The organism is Butyricimonas paravirosa, assembly GCF_032878955.1.
Lineage (GTDB): Bacteria > Bacteroidota > Bacteroidia > Bacteroidales > Marinifilaceae > Butyricimonas > Butyricimonas paravirosa.
Genome location: NZ_CP043839.1, coordinates 2052495 through 2078772 on the forward strand (window position 1 = coordinate 2052495; position 26278 = coordinate 2078772).

Consider the following 26278-nt stretch of genomic DNA (forward strand, 5'->3'; position numbering starts at 1 on the left):
TGTCTGATTATCAGTTATGATTGCTTGAATTTATATTTAAGTCCATACTCTTCAAGTTTACTGTATAGTGTAGCTCTGCTTATTCCCAACAGTTCGGCGGCGGCACTCCGGTTGCCGTTTGTCTGCTTTAACGCACGCATTATCCGCTCCTTATCCTCCGCATCATTGCGCAGGGCGAAGCTGACAGGTGAGGTCGGTTTCGTCACGGCAAGTTCAAGATGCTCTTTCGTGACCACACCTTCCTGAGCCTGCAACACGGCTCCCATGATTTTCTGCCGAAGCTCCCGCACGTTGCCCGGCCATGCGTGGGTCAGCAACGCTTTACGGGCTTCGGAACTGAAACCGCTCACATTGCACTCCAGTTCCTTGTTGGCTATCTCGCGGAAGAACTCCGCCAACGGCATGATGTCCTCCTGACAGTCACGCAAGGGCGGCACGGTTATCACGAAGTCTTGCAGACGGTAGAGTAAATCCTGCCGGAAACGCTTTTCGCTCACTGCCGCCTCCAGATCCTCGTTGGTGGCGGCGATGATGCGGACGTTGAAACTCTTGTCCGATTTGTCACCGACCGGGCGATACCGCCTCTCCTGTATGGCACGGAGCAACATCTGCTGGGTCTCCAACGCAAGGTTGCCCACCTCGTCAAGAAACAGCGTGCCTCCTTCCGCCTCATGGAAATATCCTTTCTTGGTGCTGTCCGCACCCGTGAACGCGCCTTTGACGTGTCCGAAGAAAGCCGACGGCGCAAGTTCTCTGGATAGCGAACCGCAGTCCACCGCCACGAAGGGCTTGCCAGCCCGTTTGCTCTTGTCGTGCAGATGGTGGGCGATATGCTCCTTGCCTGTGCCGTTCTCTCCGAATATCATCACGCTCATGTCGGTGACGGCTACCAACTTTATCCTGTGCATGATTTTCTGAAAGGCGGAACCTTCACGGGCGAAAACGGGCATCCGGCTGTGTCTCGACTGACGCTCTTTCTGTATGGAGCGGATAAGGGGGACGAGTTTGTCCTCTATCAGTTTCTTCGGAATATAGTCTATCGAACCGAGTTTCATGCTTTCGACTGCCGTATGCACTTCGGCGTAGTCGGTCATTATGATGAACGGCTGCATCTTTCCCTCCTTGCGCATCCAGCGCAGCAGGTCTATTCCGTTGCCATCGTTTAGGCGCAGGTCAGAAACTACTATATCATCATCCGTTGCCTGTTGCAGATGTTTCTTCGCTGTTGACAGGTGGTAAGCCTTCACGGTACTGTATCCCTCCCGTGCCAGCAGATTGCAGACATATTCGCAATACACGATGTTATCCTCCACCACGATTATTCTTGTCTTATCCATTTTCGTATTTTCTCCTTTCCTCCTTTGCCAACTGTATAATCTCCGCTCCTTTATCCAACACGGTGGTCACGGAATTACTTAACGCCTCGTTATCGGACTTATCCTTTCCATGAAGCACACCATAAAGCACCTTCAGCGGCTGGTCGGCACGGAGTATCTCCCACGAACTGCGTAAGTGGTGTGTCAAGGCATCAAGTTCTTGCAGATCGTTTCGCATTGCCGCATCCCGTACCGCCTGCATTTCTTTCTCGGTTTCCGTTATCAGTTTTTCCAGCATGACAACTTCATTGCCGTAGGACAACAAGGCGGAAAAATCCGGTTTACCGTCCTGTGTCGCTTTAATGGCGCACTTGTCGGAAATTTCCAGCAGTTCCGATATGGAGAATGGTTTGAACAGGCATCCGGCAAAGCCTCGTTCCAAAAGTTCCTCCGCATCGCAACTGCCCGAAGCGGTTGCCACGACCACGGGGATTGTCTGTGAATTGCCAACATTGGACGATCGGAGCAGTTCCAGCAGCTCGAAGCCGTTTATGCCGGGCATATTCAAGTCCGTCAGCAACAAGTTGTATTCTTTTCGGCGTATCATTTCCATCAGTTCCGCCGCATCGGTGCAAGTGTCGCAATGTATTCCCTCCTGTGCATACATCTCTTTCAACATCAGGAGCAGCACCTCATCATTGTCGATGGCGACAACATTGAGGTTTCTCTCCTCCCGGTGGATATAAGTCTGTATCTCTTTTTCCGGTATTTCTTCGGCTTTCTGCATGGGTATTTCCACTGTGAAACGACTTCCTTTCCCTTTCTCGCTTTCCAAATGGATTTTGCCGTCAAGCATCGCCACTATGTTATGCACGATGGCAAGTCCAAGTCCGAAACCGTCTTTTGCGGCGGCGTTTGAGAGGCGTTCAAATGCCCCAAATACACGTTGCTGTTCATCTTCTGTCATGCCTGTGCCTGTATCCTCGAAAATCAGTGTCAGCACTCCGTTGGTATAATCGATAGTCAGCGACACACCGCCTTTCTCCGTGAACTTGATGGCATTTGACAGCAGATTGTTTCCAATTTGGATGATTCGCTCCTTGTCGGTCAGTACAACCGCATCGTTTCCGTTCTTTACGGTCAAGGAAAGCCCCTTGTTCATGGCGACGGGCATGAACTCCGTTTCAAGGGTATGCGTGATTGTGGAGATGCGGCAGGGCAACAGTTTGGGCTGCTCCTTGCCGTTGTCCAAGCGGAAGAAGTCCAGCAGGGTGTTAAGCATATCCCGCATACGGTCGGAAGATTGTTGTATGCTTTGAAGAAAATTCACATTGTTCTCCTTGCTGCACTCTTTCTGTAACAGCTCAGTATAACCTGTTATTGCCGTTAGTGGTGTGCGCAGTTCGTGGGTGATGGTATGTACCGCTTTCTTCCTTGATGCTATCAGTGCCTCGTTCCGTTGTACGGATTGTTCCAGTTGCCCTATCAAATCCGTTGTCTTGCGCTTGTATTGTTTGATACTCTTTGCATCACGGTGTATGATGATGTAGGAAATTAACAACAGCAGAAGGACGAATCCCATTAAACCGCCTACCTGCATAAATGACTTTCCACGCATGGCAACTATTTCGTCTTCCCGCCCTTGCAGGTCGGCTTGTACCTTATTTTCTATTTGACAGATTAGCCCCTTCAACTGCCTGTTAAGATCTGCATTGCGGGCGGCAAGACTGTCGGCTTGTTCCGACAATCGACGGCTTTGCTCTTTCTGTTCACTGACCATGCTTCTATTGGGTGAACGAAGCGTAGTTGTTGTTGTCGGCGGCTTCGTTTCCTCTTTTTTGCCGAATATGCCCAAGAACCCTTTTCGTTTCGGTTTCTTGGGCTGTTCCTGCATACTTGTCTGAACAATGAGAGGTACTTGACTGGCAATCTTCTTGTTGATGGATTGTTGTTCGTCTATTAACCGAACAATCTGAAACATCTGCCGTTCCTTATCTTCCAAAAGACTGCGCACACTGTCAATACGTCCAATTACATGAGTTTCATTGAACAGGCACAATGTGCTGTCCAATGCAATGCGTTGGGCATGGTAATTCTCCAAATCCGTTTCGTCCCAATCCAATGCAGTTTCTCCTAATAGCGAAAACTCTATCAGTTGGATATGAATACGGTTTACCTCCTTCCTGAATTCATCTATATGCCGGTTGCCAACCTCCAATGCTTCCACTTCCTGCCATTCATTATGACAAGTAAATGCAATGGCTACTACTATTAGAATTATGAAAGTGTGACTTAATGCTATTGCCTTACGTACAAATTCCATCTATTCTCTTACGAATTAAAATCGTCCTCCTCCCAACGCGTGATAAAGTTTGATTACACTTTGTATGCGTTCAAAACGAGTTTGCAGCTGTTGCACTTCCGCTTCAAGGAGAGATTGCTGGGCGGTCAATACTTCCAGATAGGTAATATTGGAATGACGCATCAGTGATTCTGTTTTCCGCACGGCATCGCATAATGTTTCCACCTGCCGAGCATTGATTTCAAGTTGCGATTTCGCAGTCTGCCATGCGGTCAAAGCATCGTTTACCTCTTTGCCTGCGTTCAACAAAGAGTGTTGGAACAGTAACTTCGCTTCTTCCTGGCGGATTTGGGCAGTCTTCAGGTTGGCGATGTTTGCGCCTCGATTGAACAAGGGCTGTGTCAGGGAACCGATGGCATTGAGCAACCATTGTCCGGGATTGGTGATTATACCGCCACCGTTATTGGTCCATCCAAGTGTTCCCGAAAGGGTGATATGGGGGTAGAATGCGGCACGTGCCGCATTGGTTGTGTAGAACGCCTGCGCCAGTTCCATTTCTGCCTGACGCACATCGGGACGGTTGGAAAGTAACTGCAAGGGGACTCCGATAGAGACGGTATCGGGGAAAGCTGCTTCGACCAGATTACTTCGTGCTATTGAGTGTGACGGCATGGCAAGTATTGCAAACAAGGCGTTTTCTGTTTCGGAGATGCTCTTGCGGATGGATAATAGGGACGATTCGAGCTGCATCACGTTCGCTTTTGCCTGCAATACACCGGCTTCGTTTGACTGTCCGGCTTTTTTCAATGCTTCGAGAGTGCGCACGGTAGTCTGCCAGTTTTCAAGGGTGCGGTGGCTTATTGCCATTTGCGCGTCGAGCATGGCAAGGGTATAGTAACTGTCGGCAATAGTGGCGACAAGCTGAGTCTGTACGGCTTGCCGGTAATCACGGCTTCCTTGCAAGGCGGCAGCGGCACCACGTTTTGCAGCTGTGAGGTTGCCGAAGATGTCCAGTTCCCAGCTTGCTGTCGCTCCTGCATTATATGTCTTTGCCGTTGCTCCATCGTGCTTGCCGGCATTACCTTCGGCATTCAGTCCGAGTGAGGGTAGATAGGAGAGTTTAGCTGTCAGCAAGGCGGAGGCTGCCGCTTCCACCCGTAGCCGTGCCACATTGAGGTCTGTGTTTCGGTCAAGTCCTGTTTCAATCAAGGACTGAAGTTTAGGGTCGGTAAACATTTCCCGCCACGACAGGGAGGCCAGAGTGGTGGTATCGGCGTCTGCCGGAAGGGTGCTATACAGATTCTCCATCGAGAGGTCGGGGCGATGATACCGGCTGTACGTGCCACAGCCGGTAAGCATCCATCCTGACAATATGATATATATTGCTGTCTTTTTCATTTAATTATGCTTAATACGTTCTTGGATATATTGGAAGACGATGAACAATGAAGGCACGAGGAACAACAGAGCCAATGTACCTACAATCATTCCGCCGATTACACCTGTGGCAAGCGAACGGCTACCGTTGGCACCCACTCCGTGAGCCAGCATCAGCGGGATAAGGCCGAACACCATAGACAACACGGTCATCAGGATGGGGCGCAGACGGACTTTTGCCGCACTGTATGCCGCTTGTGCCAGTGTCATGCCTTCCGACCGCCGCTTGCCTGCATATTCGGTAAGCAGGATGGCGGTCTTGGCAAGCAGGCCGATAATCATAATCAGACCGGTCTGCATGTAGATGTTGTTCTCCAGACCGAAGAGCCATGCGAACAGGAAACTGCCCATCAACCCGCAAGGCACTGCCAGCAGAACCGCAAAGGGAATAAACACGCTTTCGTACAAGGCACACAGAATCATATAGACCAGGACCATACAGAGCAGGAATATCAGCGTGGCATTGTTGGTTGTCTTGCTCTCCTCGCGCGAGATGCCGCCAAACTCGTAGGTGTAATTTGCCGGGAGAACCTTGCGTGCCGTCTCACTGATGGCTTCGAGCACCTGCCCCGAACTGTAACCCCGGGCCGGAGACCCATTGATGGAGATGGCATTGAACAGGTTGAAGCGGGTGAGGTCTGACGGACCGTTGGTCTTGGTCAGACGCACGAACCGGCTCAACGGTGCCATGCCGCCATCAGAGGTGCGTACATAGATATGATGAATGGACTCTGCATTCACACGGTATTCCGCCGGAGCCTGCATGGTGACGTGGTAGAGCTTGGAGAAGCGATTGAAGTCGGAAACATATTGTCCGGTATAATAGCCCGACAGGGTGGAAAGCACCTCTGCGGGCGACACTCCCGACTGCTCGCATTTGGCGGCGTCGATATCCACCCAGTATTGCGGATAGTCTGTGGCAAAGGAGGAATAGACTTCGCCTATTTCGGGCCGCTGCGACAAGGCCTCGACAAACTTGTCCGCCTCTTTCTTGAAAGCGGTAATGTCTCCGCCTGCCTTGTCCTGCAAGTAGAGCTCAAAGCCGTTCCCCATGCCATATCCGGCTATCATTGGGGGCGACATGGCAAACACCGTGGCATCAGGGATGTCGGAGGTGGCGGCATAGATTTTTCCGATGACGTCGTTGACCGACTGCCCCTCTCCCTCACGCTGTTCCCAGTCTTTGAGTGTCACGAAATACATGGCCTGCGACGGACCGGAACCGCTGAAAGAGAAGCCGGCAACCGCACCGTTGTATTCTATCTCGCCGATACTGTCGAGGCGGCTGTTGATGCGCTCCATCACCTTGACGGTCTGCGCCATTGACGTGCCGGGCTTCGTATTCATGCTCACCATGACCGTTCCGGTGTCTTCTTCGGGGATAAGGCCCGTCTTGGTGGCGTTGACCAGCAGCACCAGCAATACAAAGGACACTGCTATAGAGCTCCACATCAGCCACCGGCGGTGGAGGATGAACATCACTCCACGCACATAGCGTCGGCTCAGACGGTAGAAAACGGCATTGAACGCCTTTCGGAAACGGGCTGCAAAGTTGTCCTTTGTATTGCCGTGCTCGTCGATATAGGGCTTCAGCAACAGGGCGCAAAGTGCCGGTGAGAGGGTGAAGGCATTGATGGCCGAGATGCCCACGGCAACCGCCATCGTGATGCCGAACTGCGCATAGAAGGCTCCCGAAGTGCCGCCCATCATGGCAACGGGAAAGAACACTGCCATAAAGATGATGGTAGAGGTCAGAATGGCCGATGAAACGTCTTTCATGGCATCATCGGCCGCAAGCACCGCCGACTGGTAGCCCTCATCAAACTTCGCCTGCACCGCTTCCACCACCACGATGGCATCGTCGACCACGGTGCCGATGGCAAGCACAAGCGCAAACAGGGTGAGCAGGTTGATGGAAAAGCCTATCATGGACATCACGGCGAACGTGCCGATGATGGAAACGAAGATGGATATGGCAGGAATAAGCGTTGACTTGATGTCCTGCAAGAATACATATACCACTACGATAACCAGCAGTATCGCCTCCAGCAAGGTGCGGATGACCGAGCGGATGGAGGCATACAGAAACTTGTTGGTGTCGGTAAGCACTACGAATTCCGCTCCTTCGGGCAGGTCACGGTCCAGTTCGTGGAGCACTTCGTGAATCTCGTTGATGGTGCTCGACGCATTGGACCCTGCCTTCTGGTTTATCATCATCATGGCTGCCGGATGGCCGTTCACTTGGGAGGAGTAGTTGTAGTATTCATCGCCCAGCTCCACATCGGCAACCTCTTTCAGCCGAAGCACGTTGCCACCCGGCAAGGACTTGACTACCAGTTCGCCAAACTCATCGGCACCGGACAAGCGTCCGCGGTACTTCATTGTGTATTCGTTGGCCGTGGGGTGATTGGCACCGAAGGAGCCGGTGGCGGCTTCGATGTTCTGCCGCGCGAGTACGGCGGATATGTCGTCGGGTATGAGCCCGTATTGCGCCATACGGTCGGGCTTCAGCCAGAGGCGCATGCTGTAATTGGAGCCGAACAGTTGCGCCTTTCCCACGCCGCTGATGCGCTTCAGTCGCGGTTCGACATTGATTTTCATGTAGTTGTTCAGAAACGTCTGGTCGAAGCGGTCATCGGGCGAGTAGAGGGCAAAGGTCAGCAGCTCGGCATTCTGCTGCTTTTCGGTGGTGACACCGGTCTTGGTGGCTTCTGCCGGAAGCTGGCTCAATGCGGCGTTCACACGGTTCTGCACGTTCACGGCTGCCATGTCGGCATTGGCTCCTTGCTTGAAGTAGATGTTGATGGAGGCGTCTCCCGTGTTCGATGCCGTGGAGGTCATATAGGTCATGTCTTCCACGCCGTTGATGGCTTCTTCCAGCGGCACTATCACGGCTTTCTGCACGGTTTCGGCGTTGGCTCCGGGATAGGATGCCCATACATTGATGGTGGGCGGGGCGATGTCGGGATATTGCTCCACCGGCAGGGAGAACATGGCGATGACGCCCAACAGCACAATCACCACCGAGATAACGCCCGAGAACACCGGGCGGTCTATAAAAAATCGTAGCTTCATTTCGTTTCGTCTTTAGGGGTTATGCTCATGCCTTCTCTCACCAGTCCCACGCCTTCGGCGATGAGGGTGTCGCCGACCGAGAGACCTTCTTTTACGATAAACCGGTTGCCATCGTTCAGGCGGTCCACCGTGAGATAGGCAGCTTCCGCCCGTCCGTTTTTCAGTCGGTAGGCGATGATTTTGTCTTGCAGTTCCACGGTGGCGGTCATGGGAATGGTGATGGCATCCGTTTGGGGGTTCCGAAGGACGATGTTGCCGATGCTGCCGCTCAGCAGTTCGCGTTCGGGATTGGGGAACAGGGCTTTGATCTGCACCGCTCCGGTCGCAGGGTCCACCACACCGCTTACGGTCTCGATGCGTCCCTTCGCTTTGTACAGACTACCGTCGTTGAGTTGCAGGCTCACTTCCGGCATCTTGGCTATCAGGCTGTCAATCGAGCCGTAGCGAGTGGATAGGTGTCGCAGCATGTTTTCCGACACGGAGAAGTAGGCATACATCTCCGCATTGTCGGACACGACCGTGAAAGGCTGCTCCATGTTGGGACTGACAAGCGCACCGATGCGGTAGGGCAATGTGCCTACCACGCCGTTACTCGGACTTTTGATTTCAGTATAAGAGAGGTTGTTTCGTGCATCCGCTTCCTGCGCCTCGGCCTGTTGGAGTTCGGCAAGTGCCACAGCTAGTTGGTTTCGGGCAAGAGAAAGGTCGTATTCGGATATTACCTTCTCATCAAACAAGGCTTGCTTACCTTGCAGTTCGATTCGTGCCGTTTCCGCTTTTGCCCGTGCTGCGCTGACATTAGCCAAAGCTGTGCGTAAGGCTGCCAGATAGGGTGTTTGGTCTATCACTGCCAGTACTTGCCCTGTCGTCACCCGTGTGCCCTCCTTCACGCATAGACGCGTGATGCGGCCGGATATTTGCGGCATGATATCCACATCTTGTCGCCCGCGGATAGTGGCGGAATAAGATTCGGATATTTCCACCGGCATGGACGATACTGTTATGACCCGATAACTCGGTACCGCATCCTGCTTACCGTCCTGCTTGCATCCAGTCGACAGAAACAGCATGACGGCAAATGCGGCGAAATTAATGATAATGAATCGCTTGTTCATATTCTTTTCTTGTTCTTAATTATTCGTAATTGATTTAGCACTGATTGAATTCCATTCTTTTTTTAGAATGGAATAAACACGGGTATCTTCATATTTCGGGGTGCCGTTAGGATTGTTTATAAATGTCACAAATTCCTTGAAGCATCCTTCGCGGCGCATACCAAGGCGTTCGCATAAGCGTTTGGAGCGAATATTGTCATCTTCCACAAATCCATAGATACGCCGTGCACCCGCCTCCCGAAAAAGATAATCCAACAATCCGATAACCGCTTCACGAGCTAATCCTTTGCCCTCAAAACGTTTGTTGAAATGCCAGCCCACATTGTAAGTATCTTCATTTTCACGCAAAACGAAAACATCACCGATTATAAAGTCCTCCTTTTTCAAACTCACTGCATAGCGTTGCATATCTTTTTGGGAATACTGCATATATACGAATGCCGCCTCTTCAGAACAAAGGCGGTCGGCGGCAAAGCAATTCACACGAGGATTTGAAAGATATTCCAAAAGTCCAACAACGTCTCTCTTTTGAAAGTCTCTGATTACAAGACGTTCTGTTTCAATTTTCATACACTTTTTTTTGAGATGCAAAATTATACCCCTATAAAAGTTCTTGCAATTCAAAGAGTATCGAAGCGGATAAATTAAAGTCCGAACTATCCAAACTGACAGTTAAGACCGAAAAAAGGATAATCTTTCAAGTGCAGATCGGTTTTAACAAATACAATGTGTATTTCACCAATAGTTATTATCGTTTCGATAGTAATTTTATCCGTTTCAGCCTGTTTATCCTATCAACCAAAGGAGTAAAGCCTTATCTTTGCCGAATCAAGAGTAACTTTGCACCCGATATGACCCAAGTGAAAATGAAAATAATGAGTTGGAAGAACGGCCTGTTGCTATCTGCCGTCTCCTATGTATTCTACCTTGTCATGTGGTTTATACTCGATGACAAGACCATCGACCAATTGCCGGGAATGACAATCGCTGATTACATGGTCGATTTTCTGCTGTGTATGCTTTTTACCTACATATCCTTAGGATTCTGTTTTCTGGTCTTCAGGGTATTGCCGTTCAGGACATCCTACGTGTGGGGAATGGTCTATGCATCCTGCCTAATGGCACTGAACAATATCGTTGCGTTCGGTATGATAACCTTGTTCAATTTCCTATGGGACGAAACCGACAACGGGCTTCTCGACGAACTCCTCAACATGAAAGGCGCATACACCTTTGCCATGATATCTACCTTCCTGTCAAGCGTCTATGCCAACTCCTTCTACCTTCAGTCTTACATCAAGGTGCGCGACGAGAAACAAGCACTCGAAATGGCGCTGATGAAGGAAAAAGAGATCGCCTTGCAGTCGCAACTCAACTCGCTGAAACTGCAAATCAACCCGCACTTCATGTTCAACAACTTCAACAACCTGCTGGAACTGATTGAGGAAGATACCGAGCTTGCCGGAAAATTCCTGAGTAACCTATCGAAAGTGTACCGATACATCATCACCAATCTGGACCGCAATCTGATACCCGTTGCCGACGAAATCAAGTTTCTTGATTCATACTTGTATTTGATGAAAGTACGCCACAACGAAGGGGTCATTGCAAAAGTAAGTCCGGGCGTCAGACAATGCAAAGGTTTTCTTCCTCCGGCTGTATTGCAGCTTCTTGTAGAAAACGCAATAAAACACAACAGCTTTTCATCTGAACATCCGTTGGTTATCAACATAAAGTTGTCCGATGATTACATAACCGTCTGCAACCTGAAACGACCTTTGATGTCCCCAATCGAATCAACCGGTTTAGGACTTAAAAATATCATAGAACGATATGCTTTACTTTGTGATAAAAAGGTCAAGATAGAGAATGCCGAAAACTTCTATTCGGTAAGTCTGCCCATCATAAAAAACATCAACCCTTATGAAAATACTGATTCTTGAAGACGAACAGCGCAATGCCAAACGCCTCATAAGGCTGCTGAACGATATTGACAGAACATTTATTGTTGAAGGTCCGCTTGCCAGCATCAAAGAAACAGTCGAATTCTTTCAATCTGGCAAAACCACAGACCTCATCCTTGCTGATATCCGGCTAACTGACGGTTTGAGTTTCGAGGCTCTTAAACATGCCCAGGCAACCGTTCCCATCATATTTACCACCGCATACGATGAATATGCAGTACAGGCATTCAAGTTCAACAGTTTTGACTATCTTCTGAAACCGCTGGATCCGGATGAACTTGAAGCGGCCATTGACAAGGCAGTCAAAGCCGGAAAGAATTATACCGACGAAAACTTGCAACAGCTTTTTGACGCCTTACAGAAGAGCAAGTTCCGTTATAGGGAGCGTTTCCTGCTTCCTTATCGTGACGGATATAAGACCGTGCGAGTTTCGGACATCAACCATATCGAAACAGAAAACAAGATTGTACATCTTCGTCTCAACAATGGCACTTCCGAAGTGGTCAATGTGTCAATGGATGAACTTGAACACCAACTGAACCCGGACTATTTCTTCCGGGCAAACCGCCAATATATCATCAATGTAGAGCACGTTTTGTTCCTCGGTAATTATTTTGGAGGAAAGTTGATTGTCCGTTTGAAAGGTTATCCGAAGACGGAAATACAAGTGAGCAAGGAAAAGGCGCAGAGGCTTAAAGAATGGATTGACAGGTAGACTATTCTTGCAAAAAGAGTATCAAATATATTTAGTTTGTAAATCAAGTATCTAGATTTCTATTTATCAGTTAGAAAGCCAGATACTTGATTCTACTATATTTTCATCCCTTTCAGTTAGTTCTTATTCTTAACAGATGTCCGACAATGACATGGTCGGCAATGAAGTTACCCGTCGGACTTCGTTCACTTGCCGAACTGCGAACCAAAGGGACATCCAGCTATACCATAGAATCATCCCGTCTTTGTTGCCACTTAGCCTCCATTTCTCTTGAAAGCTCCATTATCTCCCGGCTCAGCTTCACAAGGTCGATGGTGCACTCCTCCAGCTTGTAGAGCAACGCCATCGCCTTCTTCTCCGAGAAGTGGATGCGCAGCTCCTTGACGACCTGATTGTAGTTCGTGCCTATGCCACGGAACTGGGCATGGAAATCCGACAGCTTGGTGTAGTAGTCCACCAGCGTCTTGTCCACTTTCAGCACCTTGAACTTCTGTCCGAAGAAGTGCGCCTTGAGAAAGACGGCTTTCGCGTACACGTTAGATTCCTCGTACATCGTCAGGAATCTGTTCCATTCCACATCATCGAAGCGCACCATCACGCAGTGCGTCTTCGGGTTCAACTTGGGATTTCTCCCGTACTTGCTCTTCTTTTTCATACTTCTTATTTTTTCAATTTTATGGCTTGTCCATTGTTTAATCTTTGATTAATGAACCCCGAAATTATCCGACTGCGGAGGATAATTCTGCCCACGGCGGTGAAGGTGTTTTCAGTTACTTAGAATTATTCGGGTAACTGAAAATATATCTTGCTATGTCTTTGAAGACATAACAATCCTCCGCTTGTCGGATTGTTTTCCGAGTGTAATCACTCATCTTGGGTATCGGTTAAGCCGATGAAGTGTATTCACCAGCCTAACCGACTTTCTGTAATCCCGTCAGAGCTTGCGCCACTGCTCGATGTCGTTCCGATAGGTGTCGAGGTGCAGGCGGACGAGGTTTTCAATCAGCCCCGATGCGCTCATACCCTTTCCTCCGAGGAAGCGGACAACCCTGTCCAGTTCGTCACGCACCGTCTCGCTGACAAACACGGGCTTGCGGTTGATAATCTTGGGGACTTGGAGATAGGTGGCGCGGTACTCCTCCAGCGACAGCCTGCGCTGCTTGCTGCTGACACGCTTCTGCGGCATTGCTGTTTCCCCGACCGCCTCACTTGACGGTTCATCCGCCATAGCGGTCTCCGTTTCTTCCGTGACGGTCTTGCCGGGCTGTTCCGGCTCATCCGGCTCCAGGCCGATACGCCTGTAGATGTCATTCATCGACTTGGGAGTGTAGGATTCCCTGCGTCCCATCTTTTCCACGATTTCACGAGCCTGCTGCTCTGTAATGCTTGGTTCTCTCTTCATTGTAAAAAACAAATTGATTAAGTTATTAACTGTGGTCTTGGTAAGCACCTCGACCGATTATCGGGAGCAAAGTAAGATGCTTCAGTGCAGTCTGTCAAGCACTTGGGTTCTCTTAGGCAATTTTGTATGGTTTTGCTTTATGGTGATAGAAATAACGGTGCAGACTTCACCGTTTTGCCGGATGTATATAACCGAAAGGGAAAAAGGTTTAGTTACGGGTGATTTTGAATTAAGCTCTTATTTGGGCTGTGGTGTCCTTATTAAATATAGGAATTAAGGGCTAAGGACTGGGCGGATTGGGCAATCGGTGAACCATGCCTGTGCCAACCTCTACCACCCTGTGCCACTTGCTGCCAGACCAAATTGAATCCATTGCCGGATGCCGGATTATGTATTTCTTTGCGGGAGAAGGAATGATAGCCGCCAAAGGAAAAGTCGGTATCACGGACAATGACTACCGTATCAGCGCAACATGCTACCACTTCCGGGAAACCCATTGTCAAGTAACGGATTATACATTCCTTTGCGGCATAAGAAACAGTAACAACTAAAAAAAGACAATATGGAAATCGTATCAATCGAAAGAAAGACCTTTGAGGAGCTGGTCGCCAAGTTCGACCGCTTCGTCTGCCGTATGGATGCCATCTGCCATCGGCACGGCGAAAAGAAAATGAGCGAGTGGATGGATAATCAGGACGTATGCCGGATGCTCAATATCAGCCCACGAACCTTGCAGACGCTTCGGGACAATGGGACTTTGGCATACAGCCAAATCAACCACAAGACCTATTACCGTCCCGAAGATGTGCAACGTATCGTCTCCATCGTGGAGGACAGACGGAAGGAAGCAAAGTTCAAAGGCAGGACAATCTGATAACCGAATAGAGTAATGACAATAATTCCACTAAATCCAGAGTAATATGAACGAACTGATTAACAAAGACAACGAGTGGATAATCCACTTCATGGGCAGTCTTGACCGTCTGCTGGACAACGTAGAGCATCTGACTGCCAGCTACCGCCCGACACTGAACGGGGAGCGTTTCTTCACGGACAAGGAGGTGTCGGCACGGTTGAAAGTGAGCCGCCGAACACTTCAGGATTACCGCAACGAAGGGCGGATAGCCTACATTCAGTTGGGCGGCAAAATCCTCTACCGAGAGTCCGACATCGAAAGGATGCTGACTGACAGCTACCGTACCGCCTACCGACAGACGGCTATCTGATTTTCTTGAAAGAGCGCAGTTTGCCGTCTGCCCTATGTTTGCGACAGCAATGGTACAATAAAAAAGGAACGGCTTACGGATGAAGCATCAATGTTTAGCTTCGTCTGTAAGCCGTTCCTTCTCTTTCTTCTGATTTCCCGTCAGTCGCTTGTTTCCGTTGCCGGATGCCCAAAATGCGTGTGGTTGGCAGGGGCAAGGTTTTCGGGCTGAATACGCTCAACCCCGTTGAGGAAGATTCTGCCCGAAACGGCTATGCCGCCCGACCTTGCCAATGCTGTCAGAGCCACACGCTACCTTTGCATCCGTGCATCGGGAACAGGTGGCTGACGGGAAGAACCTCGACTATACCATAGGTTGCCATTCTTACCATAGGAAACAAACAATGTAACCGGGATTCCTTTCTTGGTGGTGCAGATTTCATTTATTACGAACCGCCTGAACAAAAGGGTCTCTTTGCTACATATTCTGAAAGCGATGGCTATAATCATTTCAAAATTATACACATCATAACTGATGCCGTCAGTTTGCTTGATATACTTCATCGTATCAGTTTCGTTCAACTCTTTGTTCTTGTAAATTGCCTGTATCATCTTGCGGATATTGCAAGAGAACACCCCGAACAGGTCGGCTATCTCGAACTGGGTCATCCACACTGGGGCTGTCGGTACGGTGACCGCTCCCATTTTACTGATTGTTATTATTTCTCTGCTCATAATCCCTTTATTTTATGATGATTATATACTGTTTTCTTTCTTTTCGCCAGCCGATATTTTCTTTCTTCGCTCCATCAGTTTGTCCATGTCTTTGGAGATTTTATCATCGGTTATCCGTGCATACCCCTGAGTAGTTCTGATGTTGGAATGTCCCATCATCTTGGCGATGCTCTCAATCGGTATATCCGCTGAAATCAGGAAAGTTCCGAAGCTGTGCCGACTTTGGTGATAGCTCAGATTTTCCTCCTTGCCTATGGCAACACCCATCTCGTGGATGTCAAACCAAAGTGAATCACGGCTTGGGAGAGGAAACACGGGCTTCTCATCATCGGTTGTGTTGTACAACGACAATATCTGTTCCGCTATGGGATGTAAGGGTATGAAAGCCTCCACCTTTGTCTTCTTGCGGTTGATGCGGATATACCGTCTGCCCTCCGCATTCGTCCCGATATGATGGGGATGAAGAAGTTTGATGTCCACATACGCCAGTCCCGTCAGGGTCGAGAAGATGAAAGCCCGTCTTGCCAGTTCCATACGCTTGTCATACATCGGGGTGGAAAGTATCTTTTTGAACTCATCGCGGCTGATGTACCTGTGCCTTGCCTCCGGCTTCGGTTCATACTCCAAGTCCTCGCAGGGGTTCACACGGATAATCTCCTTATCGACTGCCAAATACAATAAACGATTAAGCCAGCACATACATTTGTTGGTTTGGGAAGAGCTGAAATTCTTGCACTTCTTCAGGAAAGCTTTATAGGACTTGCCAAAATCCTCCGTCACTTCTTCAAGAGGAATTTCCTTTTTCCCGATTGACGCTATAAAGTCCGTCAGGTATTTCTGATAATACATGGAGTGACGGTAGGAAGAAGTGGAATCTATTTCCTCGGAATGTTTCTTCAACCGCTCCCGTTCCCATTCACCCATTTGCAATAAGGTAGTCGGATGGATATTATTCAGGGAAATATGGTTCTTCAACATTTCCGCACTGACCACTCCTTGCGATTTAAGTATCTCGGTATAGGCTTCCTCAGTCAGACGCAGGTATTCCCGTAAGCGGTTGTTCTCCCTGACGGTCTTTATCTCATTCTTCCTGCCGTTCCAGTCTTCGGGGCGGCAATAGATACCTGTGCTTATGGCGGTCTGCTTGCCGTCAATGGTTATACGGCAGAGTACGGCGGTCGTACCGTCAGCCCTCACCTTGCTGCGGTTAATATATGGCAATAATGAAAATGTGCTTCGCATATTGTTGTTGGATTTATAGGGTTAGTTTGAAATCTTGTGTCGCCTCTATGAACTTGTCCATATCCTCGAAGAGTTTTTTCGGACTGACACGGGCATATACTTGAGTGGTGGAAATGTCGGAATGTCCCAGCATCCGGCTGATGGTCTCAATCGGCACACCCGCTTCGAGCGTTATCAGCGAGGCGAAACTATGCCTCGCCTGATGATAGCACAAATCATCCTTGATGCCAGCCAATGCCGCCAACGCCTTCATGTGTCTTCTAAGATTAGGCCAGCGTAGTAAAGGGAACAATGTGTCCCTGTCCTCACTGTGATACTTTTCAATCAGTGCAATCGCTTCGGGAAGCAACTTCACGCTTGCCCGATGTTCGTTCTTCTTCCTGCGGTATTTCAGCCACAACGCTCCGTTATCGTCCGTGTACAAGTTCTCATCGGTAATGGATATCACATCCGCATACGAGACCCCGGTATAACACCCGAAGAGAAACATATCCCTTGCCAGTATGTGAGATTTACGATGCGGTTCAATTTCCACATCACGGATTTTCTCGAACGATTCACGGCTCAATGCCCGTGGGGTTTTATCCGACTGCTTGGGCAGGGTGAAATGCTGGAAATGGATTTTGTCTGCATAGCCTTCCTTATAAGCCAGACGGCATATTTTTTTCAGTATGGCAAGGTGATGTCGGACAGTATCTATTGCATAACCCTTATTCTCCATAGCGAAAACCTGATAGTCATGGATGAACTGTTCCGTAAGCTGCCCAAATGCTAAATCCTTGACCTTGTACTGATGCCCAATGAACTCACCAAGTGTCAGACGCATATAATGATAAGTCGAGTAAGAAGTTTTCGCACGGTCAATACCAATACGGGCTTTGAGGTCGTCACAGACAACATCAGTCATTCGCATGAGTGTCATCTGCGTTTCCATACTTCCTTGAAAATGATTCTTCACATCGGTGGCATCGAAATCCATTTTACGGCTCACAAGGTTGTCAAAGGCGTTGTTTACCGCCAACAACAGTTTCTCAATCTTGGTGTTGGTTTCCACCGCCTCCTTGCTCTTGCCATTCAGACGGCTTTCACAGGGATTCCACAGTTCGGGAGGGCATGACAGCTTGCATCCGAACTGCGCCATCGTGCGGTTGACGGTAATGCGTCCCATGATGGGAGCCTTGCCCGACTTGTCCAGTCCGCTCTTTTTGAGGTAGAGCAGCACCTTGAATTTTTCTACTTTCATACGCTTATATTTTTAAGTGCAAATTTACTTGCCATATAAGCGTCCCTTGATGCGCAAAACACTGTGTATTAACGCAAACAAAACGGTGGGGATTTCTTTTCATCGCTTTCCGTTACCTGTTCCCGTTTCGGTAACTGCCCGGCTAACGGTTTGGTAACTGAACAACCTCAATATTCCGTTGTCGTTTGCATTTTTTCAACTTCGCAAAATACCGAAATATCGCTTATTCCTAACGGTTTACGTTTAATCTATACCTGTTCGCTGTTGCTTGCTTTGCCGTGTATATTCCACTTTTCACGACATACATTCGCGACAACCGTAACACTAACCGAAGGTGTACCACTGGAATCTGTTTCTAAAATGTTAGGGCACACGAATACCGTCACGACACAAATTTACGCGAAAGTGGTAAATTCAAAACTAAGAAAAGACGCCGCGGCGTGGAACGCGAAAATGACAGGCATAGAGAACGAATTTAATTTACAAAATCAATAACAACGAATTAAAAATATCATCATGGACTTACAAATCATCCAAAGCAAAATTTACACGATCCGAGGTTACAAAGTAATGCTTGATTTTGATTTAGCTGAATTGTACCAGACAGAGACAAAAATTCTAAAAAGAGCTGTTAAGCGAAACATCGCACGCTTTCCCCCAGACTTCATGTTCACGCTTACAGGAGAAGAATTTACCAACTTGAGGTGCCAAATTGGCACCTCAAGTTGGGGAGGCTCTCGTTACGAACCTTTTGCCTTTACCCAAGAAGGGATAGCAATGCTAAGTGGAGTATTACGCTCGGATGTTGCCGTGCAAGTAAATATATCTATCATGCGTGCTTTTGTTCTGATGCGACAAATGATCATTAATTACGAAGAAATTTTAAAACGCATCGAGGAGTTGGAAGAAAGTACGGACGCGCAATTTAGCGAGATATATCAAGCCCTAACACGACTACTATCGAAACAAGAGAAAGATAAAGAAAGGCGACCGATCGGCTACCTTCCGGCTAGTGATTAAACTCAATCTAACCACTCTTGTATATAAAACGGTGTACCTTTCGGTACACCGATATAATCCATTTCCCAAATTAGAAGCCGGGTTTCACATGCAAAAGTCACGTGTAAGGTACGAGTTCTAAATTAGACCAGCCTCTTTCGCGAAGATAAAGATAAAATCAATAACCCGTGTCAAGCAATCTTGATACTTTCAAATAACAATTTTGATATATCTCTATCCATGTTAGCAAAATTCAAAAAATAAGAAAAGGTAGCCGTGGGTTAAACTGATGTTATATAGGGATTACGGCTACCTTAAAATTGGAAGGGGATTATGCCTCCTCCAATCACGAGATTTTTCTGGTTGCAAATATGTAAGTTCAAATCTCTTGCACCAAAAAAACGTCTTAAAAAAGAGTGCCGGGTGTATATACATTCAGAGGCAAGGAAGTAAATATCTATGCCACGAGTGAACCGGCAACTCTTGTTCTAGTGCAAACCGGGAGAAAAAAATAAACCCGGTAGCTATTCAAGTACCGGGATAGACAGAGGTCAAACACGGGTACTCAATCGCGTCGGAGGACTAGCTAACCCTTGGAAACGAAAGAGCAACACCGTGCCCGACCAGTTTTTATATATAGATAGTATATATATACGTGGTCGAAGCACAAGCGTTGCAACAATCATCAGGTGTTCCAAGATTAATATTACCAAGTTAAAAACTTGATAAAATTTCATCCAAGGAGAAATAGCTAGTTTCCGACCACACAGATGCAATACTGCACGCTAATACTTTTAAGAACGTTTAAAAGGCTCAAAACCTTTTCTTAGTTACAAAGAAACACAAAATTTTCAATCTTTGCAAATTTTATTCCTAATTTCACCTGCATAGCCAGCAAGTGGAATTATTCCACGATAACGGTATAGATCGAATCTAGCACGACACTATACCCTTCGTTTTCAATCAACACGCTAAATACATAACGTCCCGGGGGCACTGTATGATCGTGTTGTAATTCTATTATCCCTGCCCCTTGCATCGTGAACTGGCTCGCGGCGTCCGGGTATTCACTGTCAACGCTTTTAATGGAATACTTGACGGGAGCAGTCCCCAAAACACCCTCGATACTTGTTGATTGCCAAGGTATTTTGAATTTAATTTGTAATTCATCTTCTACCGGATCAAGAACAGATTTAACGACCATCGAATCCGGAGCGTAAACCGCGTCCCTTGTTTCCAAGTAACCGACCGTGATGTCTTGACAATTCGTGAAAATCAAGACCATCACGCCTAAAAAGATAATATACTTTTTCATAATCACTATTTTATAATTCGGTAAATTGATACGTGTAACTCAACGAGTGTACAACACCGCTTCGCGTTTCTATATTCGCGGAGGCGACACTTGCCATTTGCCCGCTGACCATCGCGTGAATAGACAGACCTTCCGCCCCGATGTCGGGAACCCCGCCGTATTCTGATCTCGTCCGGTACACTCGCAACTCCACGCCCGATAAGGTAGTCACCATCGTTCCACCCGTGAGCGTTCCCTTTACCTCGTAATCAAATTCTTCTTTCATTATCTTTCCGGGAACGACGTGAGAGAGAAGCATTTCCCGGCACAAGTCAACGGGAATGTCATCAACCCTCGCGTACAAGGGCTCGTCCTCTTCATCTACCGTTTTCAATAAAAATTGCTCGATGGATAAATCCGTCACGCCAAAAAACGTGATCTCCGGGTGTTCGTGATCTTTCCCGTCAAACAGATCCACCAATCCAGCCCGTTCAATCAAGAGTACCGTCGAATCCCAATCTTGTGGTTGCGTGTTTAAATATTCCCACATCGTGCAATCATGCTTTCCGTCAGCTAACCCGCTATCGTGAAAATAATCGTCACAGGAGCAGACTGCAAATAACAATCCAAGCAATATTAATATATTCTTCATAAATTCAGTTTTTTAATTAATAAGCGTATCCATTTCGTTTCCAGTAAGGCGTTTGTAATATCAAGGTATTATTATTAAACGCGATTTTCCCGATAGGAAGGAACAAAGCCCCGTCTTCAACGTCTTTATCAGTCAAGGTCTTGAATTTTCCCTTTAAACGTTCACGAAACGTCCCGTTACGCACGCAATCAAAATACCTGATTCCATTTCCCTCGATAAACAATTCCCTCTCTCGCTCGTCCTGTATCTCGTCCTGTAAACTGGCATCCGTCCCGGCATAATCAACCATTCCCGCCCGGTTCCGGATATGGTTTAGATCAACCCTCGCCCCGGCGTAATCCCCCGTGCGTACTTTACATTCAGCCCGTAATAATATAATATCAGCGAGCCGGATTAAAATTTCGTTCGCGTCGTACGATTTAATTTTACCCGCTTGATTACCTGAATCGTACTTTATAATCCTTTGATATTTATACACGTAGGCATTCCCTTTCGTGATAGAAGTCGATACTTTCGCCATGCTATCCAGTTTATAGAAATACTCTTCCCGTCTTTGGTCTTTCTCGTCCCGGTACATTTTATACACGGAATTATTACTGATTAGTAATCCCCTGCGTGCCGTGGATGCTGTTGTCAAGGGGACAACGGGCCACCACTGGCAATATCCTGCCAGGTAACCCGACCATCCGTTGCTGTCGTACTCCGTCTCCTTGAAATTACATTCTAAAATTCCCTCGCGACTATTACCGGGAATCACGATTTGGCAAACTTCTCGAATCGAGTTCACTAGCTTGTAACTATTATCAGTAATCACGCTATCACATTCTAAAATAGCCAAACGTAACAAATCCGGCTCTTTGTTTAACGCGGCTTTCCAAGCGTACAAGTGAGCCAAGATCGCGTGACAAGTACCACGAGATACAGCCTGTTTACTCGTTACTAGATTACCCTTAATATCTTTCAACTCGTTCGCCACGGGCAACAACTTTGCCGCTTCTTTCAAGTCTGAAATACATTGCCCCGCCACTTCTTGCCAAGGGGTACGGGACTTCATTCCCACGTCCTCCGCGTGGACGATCAACGGTAAATCCCCCCAGTTCTGTATCATGTAGAAATACACGTAAGCCCGAAGACCGAGAGCCTGCCCCCGGAAAAAATTGTACTGTTCAGGCGTCAAGTCGGCTCGGTCAATATTATCCAGTATTAGATTCGCCTCGTTGATAATATAATATTCAGTGTTCCAGTTGATACAAGGGTGCGTGGGCGTCCAAGATCGCGAAAGATCGTTGTTCGAGGGGTTCGCCCATGTCCCCATCACGTCAAACGGTAACCCACGATCACGATATTTAATCACTATATTGTCTGCCATGTAACGCCTGAAAGTTTGATACAAGCCATAATTAGCGGCGTCCAGATCACTCGCGTTCTTCCAGTAATTCACGTCCGTAACCCCCGTGTCCGATTCGACTGTCAGGAAATCTTCACAAGACGAGAGAAACAACGCCCCGATCAATAAATATAAATATTTTTTCATGTGATTATAAATTTAGCGTTAGACCAAAAGTGACACGTCGTGCTAACGGGTAATTTCCAAGATTATCCACCCCCGTGATCAATCCCACGCTCTCCGGGTCTGCCCCCGTGTAATTCGTCCACGTGAAAAGATTCTCACCCGACACGAAAAACCTTATACCCAATTTTAGTTTTTTCCTGATAACTTCAGGCAAGGTGTACCCGAGAACGAGCGTTTTTAATTTCAAGTAATTCACGCTCTCGACGTTCGCTGTCGTGTAAGAATTAAAAGAGCCTAATCCCGTTTCTAAACGATTCATCGGGAAATCAGCCTTATCCCCCGGTTCTTTCCAGAAAGTCACGTTTGCCAAATCCACGAACACCGGACGCACGGTTTCATCGGGGGAGAGACCTAACACCGTTCCCACGCTCTCGCCCCTAGCCGCGTTCAATATATGACGGTTAATCACGAAGTTAAACAACACGTTCAAATCGAATCCTTTCCAGTTTAGCGAGGACGTTATCCCACCCTGCGCGACAGGAACGGGGGAACCAGCGTACACCCGATCCTTGGAATCTATCACCCCGTCACCATTTACATCCTGTACCACTCGATCACCAGAGCGATAGTGTTGAGTGTTTGAATTTCCCCCGAGCAAGGTATATTTACCGTTTATAAACCTACCCGGCACCTCCTCGTCTGAATCGTATATTTTGCCCGTTTTTAAAACATAAATCCCGTTCAGGGGCTTGCCGATAATGCTTAAATTCGTGTTGCTGTTTTCCGTTTGGAAATCCCGCCTGTTCTCGCTTTTTTCCAATCTGTTCCAGTTACGGGCGATATTTAAACCAATGTTCCAATTCAATTTTTCACCCCTGATTATATCGTACTTTATCTCTAACTCTATACCCTCGTTAGAAATCGCGTAAGCGTTGCGCCACTGGTGGGCAAAAGCGGAGTAATTACCGGGTAATTGAACGGGGTACAGTAATTTATCCGTGTAACGATAATAATAATCAAGCACGACATTCAAGCGGGAATCGAACATACCCACATCCAAGCCGAAATCATACTGTGAAGTTTCTTCCCACGTGAGTTCGCGGTTACTTAACCCTCGCATTAAATCCGGGTGAATGGTCGGGTTTCCGAGGTAAGGATCGCCCGGTTCCAATACCCCCTGCGCGATATAGGGTTGATCGAATTGTTTTCCCGACGTCCCGTAAGATACCCTTAATTTCCCGTGATCCAGCACGCCCCTGCTCCAGTCTAAAAACTTCTCTTCACTAAAAATCCAAGCCACGGCGTAGGAGGGGAATGTACCCCAACGCACGTTTTCCCCGAACTTGGAACTCGCGTCCCGTCGCAAGGTAACAGACAGGAAATACCGTTGCAAGTAATTGTAATTCACACGCCCGAACACGCCGACCATCGTGCTAACCTCACGCCCGGTCGTCGCGTCTTTTAGCGTCCGGTTGTCGTTCACGTCGTAAACATTCCCGTACCAGCTTATATAATGTATCAAATCCGAAGGTGACGCTTTTCCCCACGCCCCGATCATGTTCATTTCATCTTTTTGAAAGGACACGCCCAGTAACACGTCCACGGTATGTTGCTCCGCGAACGTCTGTTTATAGGTTAAAAGATTTTCATTGAGAAGCATTAAATTTCGCTCGACCTGTCCAGATGAATAACTCTCGTTATACTCGTCAAGGTCTGAAGGGATGAACAAATTTTGATTTTGTTGCGTGTAATCCAACGACACGGAAGATTTCAATTTCAACCCTTCCAGTATCTCGTAAGACAAGTCAAGCGAGGTTCTCAAACGGTAAGATTCGTTGTTTTCCTTGATCGTGTTAAACCGCTTGATCATTTCGTCAAAAGCAACCGTCCCCTTTCCCGGCAGCAAGGTTGACATGGTTAGCAACTCGTTGGGGATCTGTTCCAACTCTTCACCGGAGGTAAAGCCCGTGTAAGCCGTGAGCCGAGAGGCTCGTTTACGTCCCGTTCGAGCCAGATAAAAGCGAAAGTTACTTTCAATTTTAGGTAACGGCTTGATGAAGATATTCCCCAAGAGGTTCACGCGACTAAAGCCCGTGTTTCTCAGCACCCCGTCTTCATCGTAATACCCCAAGCCGATATTATAGCTTGTATTCACGCTCCCTCCTGATAACTGCAAGTTAGCGTTTAGCACCTTCGCCGTCCTGAAATAGTATTTAAAAAAGTTCGTGCTATTGTTATAAAACGGGTTCAAGCTGTCTTGAAAGGCGGCTATACCCGCCCCGTCACCTTTATTCCAGAAATAATTATGGTGCATTTGTTCCCTGTACGCCTCCGCGTTCGATCCGATATACCTGTACGTGTTGGTTTCACGGTCAAAAATGGCTTGCTCGAAATTTCGCAACGCCTCCATCCGGAGAAGACGTTCCGCGTTTCCTCCCGTTAAATCCGGTAACGAGGGGTTGAACGAGAAAGTGCGGGACACGTTCACGCTGATTTTCGCCCGTTGATTCAGCCGTCCGCTTTTCGTTGTCACGAGGATTACCCCGTTCGCGGCGCGTGAACCGTATATAGCGGCAGAAGCGGCATCCTTTAACACCTGCACGCTCTCTATATCGTTCGGGTCTATTTCCGCCAGCGTGTTCGTCCCTGTCAACGGGGACGTGAAAGCCTGCATCGGTACACCGTCAATCACCCACAGGGGATTGCTATACCGTTGTTCTCCCTCTATGTCGAAACTGTTATACCCCCGGATATTCAATGCCGTTCCACCACCACCGGGTGCGCCCGTCATGTTCGTCACGTTCATCCCCGCGACTCGTCCCTGCAACAAGTTGGATAAAGAGGGGGAAGGTACATCTCGTATATCTTCACCCCTCACCACGGACATGGCACCCACGACCTCCCTTTTGCTCTGCGTGCCGTAAGCGACCACGGTCACCTCATCGAGCTTGGAGATACTTTCTTTCATTCTCACGTTTAGCGGTTGTTCTGCCTTGAACGTGGCTTTCACGGTTTCATAACCGATAAACGAGAAAACAAGCACGCCACCGGATCGGGCTAATTTTAACTGGAAATTCCCGTTCACGTCGGTAATGACACCCACTTTCGTGGAATCCAGAAGAACCGTTACGCCCGGCAAGGGCTGCCCCTTTTCATCCACGACCTTTCCCTTTACAATACAATCTTTTATCCCCGTGCTATCTCTGATTAGAACAGCCTTCGATGTTAGGGACAGGCAACATAACAGGGGCAAAATCAGCATACTGATGATTGTTGACACTCCAACCCCCCGCTGTCGTGAAGGCTTGATTCTTACTCGCGCTGGTAATCTTTTTACCCTCGCTTTCGGTTGTAATTTTTTTTTCATAATTTTGATTGTTAATTGGTAAAACAATTAGTACTAGGGGGTGTATTCTTCGCCTGAGAAACATTGAATACACTCCTTTTTTAGTTTTCCATACTTTCCTTCCCCTCTTCCAAATTTACTTGTCCATCTCCCGGTATCTCTTTCATTTTATTTCTCAATTCACCCGGAAAATAGAGTTCCATAATTCGCTCCATGCTTCTCAAATGCCGCAGGCTGTAAGCGTAATAATGAGCGATCAAGGCTTTCATTCTTAGCAACCGGTACAATGAATTGCCCGTAAGATTCCAAGCGTTCACTCATTTTACGTTTCTTCTTTTTCTCTCCCTCCTTCTCCGTGAAGTAGAACCCGAACACGTGGTATATCTCCACGTAATGCATCTCGAAATTACAATGATTCATCACGCTTAACAGCTTCACGATTTTTTGCTGCGTGTTGTACAGAATTTGTAATTTCTCACATTCCGATTCCTCCTTTTCAACGGAAGGGCAAAGTAATTTTGCTTCAGTCAAAAAGAATTCTTTCAATTCTTCATCATCAATAAGTTCATGATCTTCTTTCATTTTGTTATCAGTTATTATTATTACATCATTCTTCACTATTCAACTTCTACATTACAATATTATCAATCAAAACATATAAATATCTATCAAATTTCGCCCCTTAAACATTTGATAACTTTTCTCTCCAACATATTTTCCAATT

The 26278-nt window shown here is 47.6% G+C and carries 22 protein-coding genes and 1 pseudogene; 7 read left to right on the top strand and 16 right to left on the bottom strand.

What is annotated here, in order from left to right:
- Positions 1–14: 14 nt before the first annotated feature.
- The 6 genes from F1644_RS08630 to F1644_RS08655 are packed head-to-tail and all read right to left on the bottom strand — an operon-like array spanning position 15 to position 9815.
- Positions 15–1337, bottom strand: coding sequence for a sigma-54-dependent transcriptional regulator (locus F1644_RS08630; protein WP_004312633.1), 1323 nt, complete (start codon positions 1335–1337; stop codon positions 15–17).
- Positions 1330–3639, bottom strand: coding sequence for an ATP-binding protein (locus F1644_RS08635; RefSeq protein WP_004312632.1), 2310 nt, complete (start codon positions 3637–3639; stop codon positions 1330–1332). Before F1644_RS08635 ends, F1644_RS08630 begins: the two co-directional genes overlap by 8 nt.
- Positions 3640–3654: 15 nt before the next feature.
- Positions 3655–5016, bottom strand: coding sequence for an efflux transporter outer membrane subunit (locus tag F1644_RS08640; RefSeq protein ID WP_004312631.1), 1362 nt, complete (start codon positions 5014–5016; stop codon positions 3655–3657).
- Positions 5017–8130, bottom strand: coding sequence for an efflux RND transporter permease subunit (locus F1644_RS08645; RefSeq protein ID WP_005822092.1), 3114 nt, complete (start codon positions 8128–8130; stop codon positions 5017–5019).
- Positions 8127–9245: an efflux RND transporter periplasmic adaptor subunit gene (locus F1644_RS08650; protein WP_004312628.1), complete on the bottom strand. Its 1119-nt coding sequence runs from the start codon at positions 9243–9245 to the stop codon at positions 8127–8129. The genes F1644_RS08645 and F1644_RS08650 overlap by 4 nt, the downstream gene beginning before the upstream one ends.
- Positions 9246–9260: 15 nt before the next feature.
- Positions 9261–9815: a GNAT family N-acetyltransferase gene (locus F1644_RS08655; RefSeq protein ID WP_004312627.1), complete on the bottom strand. Its 555-nt coding sequence runs from the start codon at positions 9813–9815 to the stop codon at positions 9261–9263.
- A 281-nt stretch (positions 9816–10096) separates the two neighbouring features.
- On the opposite strand from F1644_RS08655, the gene F1644_RS08660 reads away from it, so the two are divergent.
- Positions 10097–11188: a sensor histidine kinase gene (locus tag F1644_RS08660; protein WP_168044615.1), complete on the top strand. Its 1092-nt coding sequence runs from the start codon at positions 10097–10099 to the stop codon at positions 11186–11188.
- Entirely contained in the window at positions 11169–11924 is a 756-nt protein-coding gene (locus tag F1644_RS08665; protein WP_004312625.1) for a LytR/AlgR family response regulator transcription factor, read from the top strand. The genes F1644_RS08660 and F1644_RS08665 overlap by 20 nt, the downstream gene beginning before the upstream one ends.
- Before the next feature lie 220 nt (positions 11925–12144).
- On the opposite strand, the gene mobA is transcribed toward F1644_RS08665, so the two are convergent.
- Together mobA and F1644_RS08675 are read right to left on the bottom strand one after the other, a co-directional pair.
- Entirely contained in the window at positions 12145–12579 is a 435-nt protein-coding gene (mobA, locus tag F1644_RS08670) for a conjugal transfer protein MobA (RefSeq protein ID WP_004312624.1), read from the bottom strand.
- Positions 12580–12858: 279 nt separating this feature from the next.
- A complete protein-coding gene (locus F1644_RS08675; protein ID WP_004312623.1) occupies positions 12859–13326 on the bottom strand; it encodes a DUF3408 domain-containing protein in 468 nt (155 codons plus the stop codon).
- Between the two features lie 314 nt (positions 13327–13640).
- Between F1644_RS08675 and F1644_RS08680 the strand changes: the two genes are divergently transcribed.
- Genes F1644_RS08680 through F1644_RS08690 form a run of 3 tightly spaced genes read left to right on the top strand, consistent with a single transcriptional unit; the run spans position 13641 to position 14552 of the window.
- Positions 13641–13877 carry a hypothetical protein gene (locus tag F1644_RS08680; RefSeq protein WP_168044612.1) on the top strand — a complete coding sequence of 79 codons (237 nt, stop codon included), beginning with the start codon at positions 13641–13643 and terminating at the stop codon, positions 13875–13877.
- Between the two features lie 11 nt (positions 13878–13888).
- A complete protein-coding gene (locus F1644_RS08685) occupies positions 13889–14200 on the top strand; it encodes a helix-turn-helix domain-containing protein (RefSeq protein ID WP_004312622.1) in 312 nt (103 codons plus the stop codon).
- Between the two features lie 46 nt (positions 14201–14246).
- On the top strand, positions 14247–14552 hold the full coding sequence (locus tag F1644_RS08690) for a helix-turn-helix domain-containing protein (RefSeq protein ID WP_005822096.1): 306 nt from the start codon (positions 14247–14249) through the stop codon (positions 14550–14552).
- 290 nt (positions 14553–14842) lie between these two features.
- Here F1644_RS08690 and F1644_RS08695 read toward each other — a convergent pair whose 3' ends face one another.
- The 3 genes from F1644_RS08695 to F1644_RS08705 are packed head-to-tail and all read right to left on the bottom strand — an operon-like array spanning position 14843 to position 17750.
- A complete protein-coding gene (locus F1644_RS08695; protein ID WP_004313907.1) occupies positions 14843–15265 on the bottom strand; it encodes a hypothetical protein in 423 nt (140 codons plus the stop codon).
- Between the two features lie 21 nt (positions 15266–15286).
- Positions 15287–16507, bottom strand: a complete 1221-nt coding sequence (locus F1644_RS08700) for a site-specific integrase (RefSeq protein ID WP_004313906.1) — start codon at positions 16505–16507, stop codon at positions 15287–15289.
- A gap of 13 nt (positions 16508–16520) precedes the next feature.
- Positions 16521–17750 carry a site-specific integrase gene (locus tag F1644_RS08705; RefSeq protein ID WP_004313905.1) on the bottom strand — a complete coding sequence of 410 codons (1230 nt, stop codon included), beginning with the start codon at positions 17748–17750 and terminating at the stop codon, positions 16521–16523.
- 285 nt (positions 17751–18035) lie between these two features.
- Between F1644_RS08705 and F1644_RS08710 the strand changes: the two are divergent.
- Positions 18036–18245, top strand: a pseudogene (locus F1644_RS08710) (tyrosine-type recombinase/integrase); the annotation flags it as partial.
- A gap of 21 nt (positions 18246–18266) precedes the next feature.
- Entirely contained in the window at positions 18267–18770 is a 504-nt protein-coding gene (locus tag F1644_RS08715; protein WP_118305190.1) for an ORF6N domain-containing protein, read from the top strand.
- Between the two features lie 883 nt (positions 18771–19653).
- On the opposite strand, the gene F1644_RS08720 is transcribed toward F1644_RS08715, so the two are convergent.
- The 5 genes from F1644_RS08720 to F1644_RS08740 form a co-directional block, all read right to left on the bottom strand.
- On the bottom strand, positions 19654–20064 hold the full coding sequence (locus F1644_RS08720) for a hypothetical protein (RefSeq protein ID WP_118305189.1): 411 nt from the start codon (positions 20062–20064) through the stop codon (positions 19654–19656).
- A gap of 10 nt (positions 20065–20074) precedes the next feature.
- Complete coding sequence (locus F1644_RS08725) at positions 20075–20695, bottom strand: fasciclin domain-containing protein (RefSeq protein WP_118305188.1); 621 nt, start codon at positions 20693–20695, stop codon at positions 20075–20077.
- 16 nt (positions 20696–20711) lie between these two features.
- On the bottom strand, positions 20712–22229 hold the full coding sequence (locus F1644_RS08730; RefSeq protein ID WP_118305187.1) for a RagB/SusD family nutrient uptake outer membrane protein: 1518 nt from the start codon (positions 22227–22229) through the stop codon (positions 20712–20714).
- 4 nt (positions 22230–22233) lie between these two features.
- On the bottom strand, positions 22234–25575 hold the full coding sequence (locus F1644_RS08735) for a SusC/RagA family TonB-linked outer membrane protein (protein WP_118305186.1): 3342 nt from the start codon (positions 25573–25575) through the stop codon (positions 22234–22236).
- A 159-nt stretch (positions 25576–25734) separates the two neighbouring features.
- Complete coding sequence (locus F1644_RS08740) at positions 25735–26136, bottom strand: hypothetical protein (protein WP_118305185.1); 402 nt, start codon at positions 26134–26136, stop codon at positions 25735–25737.
- Positions 26137–26278 lie beyond the last annotated feature (142 nt).

Bases quoted from the DNA above. Each gene is read 5' to 3' on its own strand.
- F1644_RS08715 (WP_118305190.1), top strand. From the start codon at position 18,267: ATGGACTTACAAATCATCCAAAGCAAAATTTACACGATCCGAGGTTAC.
- F1644_RS08660 (WP_168044615.1), top strand. From the start codon at position 10,097: ATGACCCAAGTGAAAATGAAAATAATGAGTTGGAAGAACGGCCTGTTG.
- F1644_RS08680 (WP_168044612.1), top strand. From the start codon at position 13,641: ATGCCTGTGCCAACCTCTACCACCCTGTGCCACTTGCTGCCAGACCAA.
- F1644_RS08635 (WP_004312632.1), bottom strand. From the start codon at position 3,639: ATGGAATTTGTACGTAAGGCAATAGCATTAAGTCACACTTTCATAATT.
- F1644_RS08705 (WP_004313905.1), bottom strand. From the start codon at position 17,750: ATGAAAGTAGAAAAATTCAAGGTGCTGCTCTACCTCAAAAAGAGCGGA.
- mobA (WP_004312624.1), bottom strand. From the start codon at position 12,579: ATGAAAAAGAAGAGCAAGTACGGGAGAAATCCCAAGTTGAACCCGAAG.
- F1644_RS08645 (WP_005822092.1), bottom strand. From the start codon at position 8,130: ATGAAGCTACGATTTTTTATAGACCGCCCGGTGTTCTCGGGCGTTATC.
- F1644_RS08630 (WP_004312633.1), bottom strand. From the start codon at position 1,337: ATGGATAAGACAAGAATAATCGTGGTGGAGGATAACATCGTGTATTGC.
- F1644_RS08655 (WP_004312627.1), bottom strand. From the start codon at position 9,815: ATGAAAATTGAAACAGAACGTCTTGTAATCAGAGACTTTCAAAAGAGA.
- F1644_RS08690 (WP_005822096.1), top strand. From the start codon at position 14,247: ATGAACGAACTGATTAACAAAGACAACGAGTGGATAATCCACTTCATG.
- F1644_RS08735 (WP_118305186.1), bottom strand. From the start codon at position 25,575: ATGAAAAAAAAATTACAACCGAAAGCGAGGGTAAAAAGATTACCAGCG.
- F1644_RS08695 (WP_004313907.1), bottom strand. From the start codon at position 15,265: ATGAGCAGAGAAATAATAACAATCAGTAAAATGGGAGCGGTCACCGTA.
- F1644_RS08725 (WP_118305188.1), bottom strand. From the start codon at position 20,695: ATGAAGAATATATTAATATTGCTTGGATTGTTATTTGCAGTCTGCTCC.
- F1644_RS08665 (WP_004312625.1), top strand. From the start codon at position 11,169: ATGAAAATACTGATTCTTGAAGACGAACAGCGCAATGCCAAACGCCTC.
- F1644_RS08685 (WP_004312622.1), top strand. From the start codon at position 13,889: ATGGAAATCGTATCAATCGAAAGAAAGACCTTTGAGGAGCTGGTCGCC.
- F1644_RS08640 (WP_004312631.1), bottom strand. From the start codon at position 5,016: ATGAAAAAGACAGCAATATATATCATATTGTCAGGATGGATGCTTACC.
- F1644_RS08740 (WP_118305185.1), bottom strand. From the start codon at position 26,136: ATGAAAGAAGATCATGAACTTATTGATGATGAAGAATTGAAAGAATTC.
- F1644_RS08730 (WP_118305187.1), bottom strand. From the start codon at position 22,229: ATGAAAAAATATTTATATTTATTGATCGGGGCGTTGTTTCTCTCGTCT.
- F1644_RS08720 (WP_118305189.1), bottom strand. From the start codon at position 20,064: ATGAAAAAGTATATTATCTTTTTAGGCGTGATGGTCTTGATTTTCACG.
- F1644_RS08700 (WP_004313906.1), bottom strand. From the start codon at position 16,507: ATGCGAAGCACATTTTCATTATTGCCATATATTAACCGCAGCAAGGTG.
- F1644_RS08650 (WP_004312628.1), bottom strand. From the start codon at position 9,245: ATGAACAAGCGATTCATTATCATTAATTTCGCCGCATTTGCCGTCATG.
- F1644_RS08675 (WP_004312623.1), bottom strand. From the start codon at position 13,326: ATGAAGAGAGAACCAAGCATTACAGAGCAGCAGGCTCGTGAAATCGTG.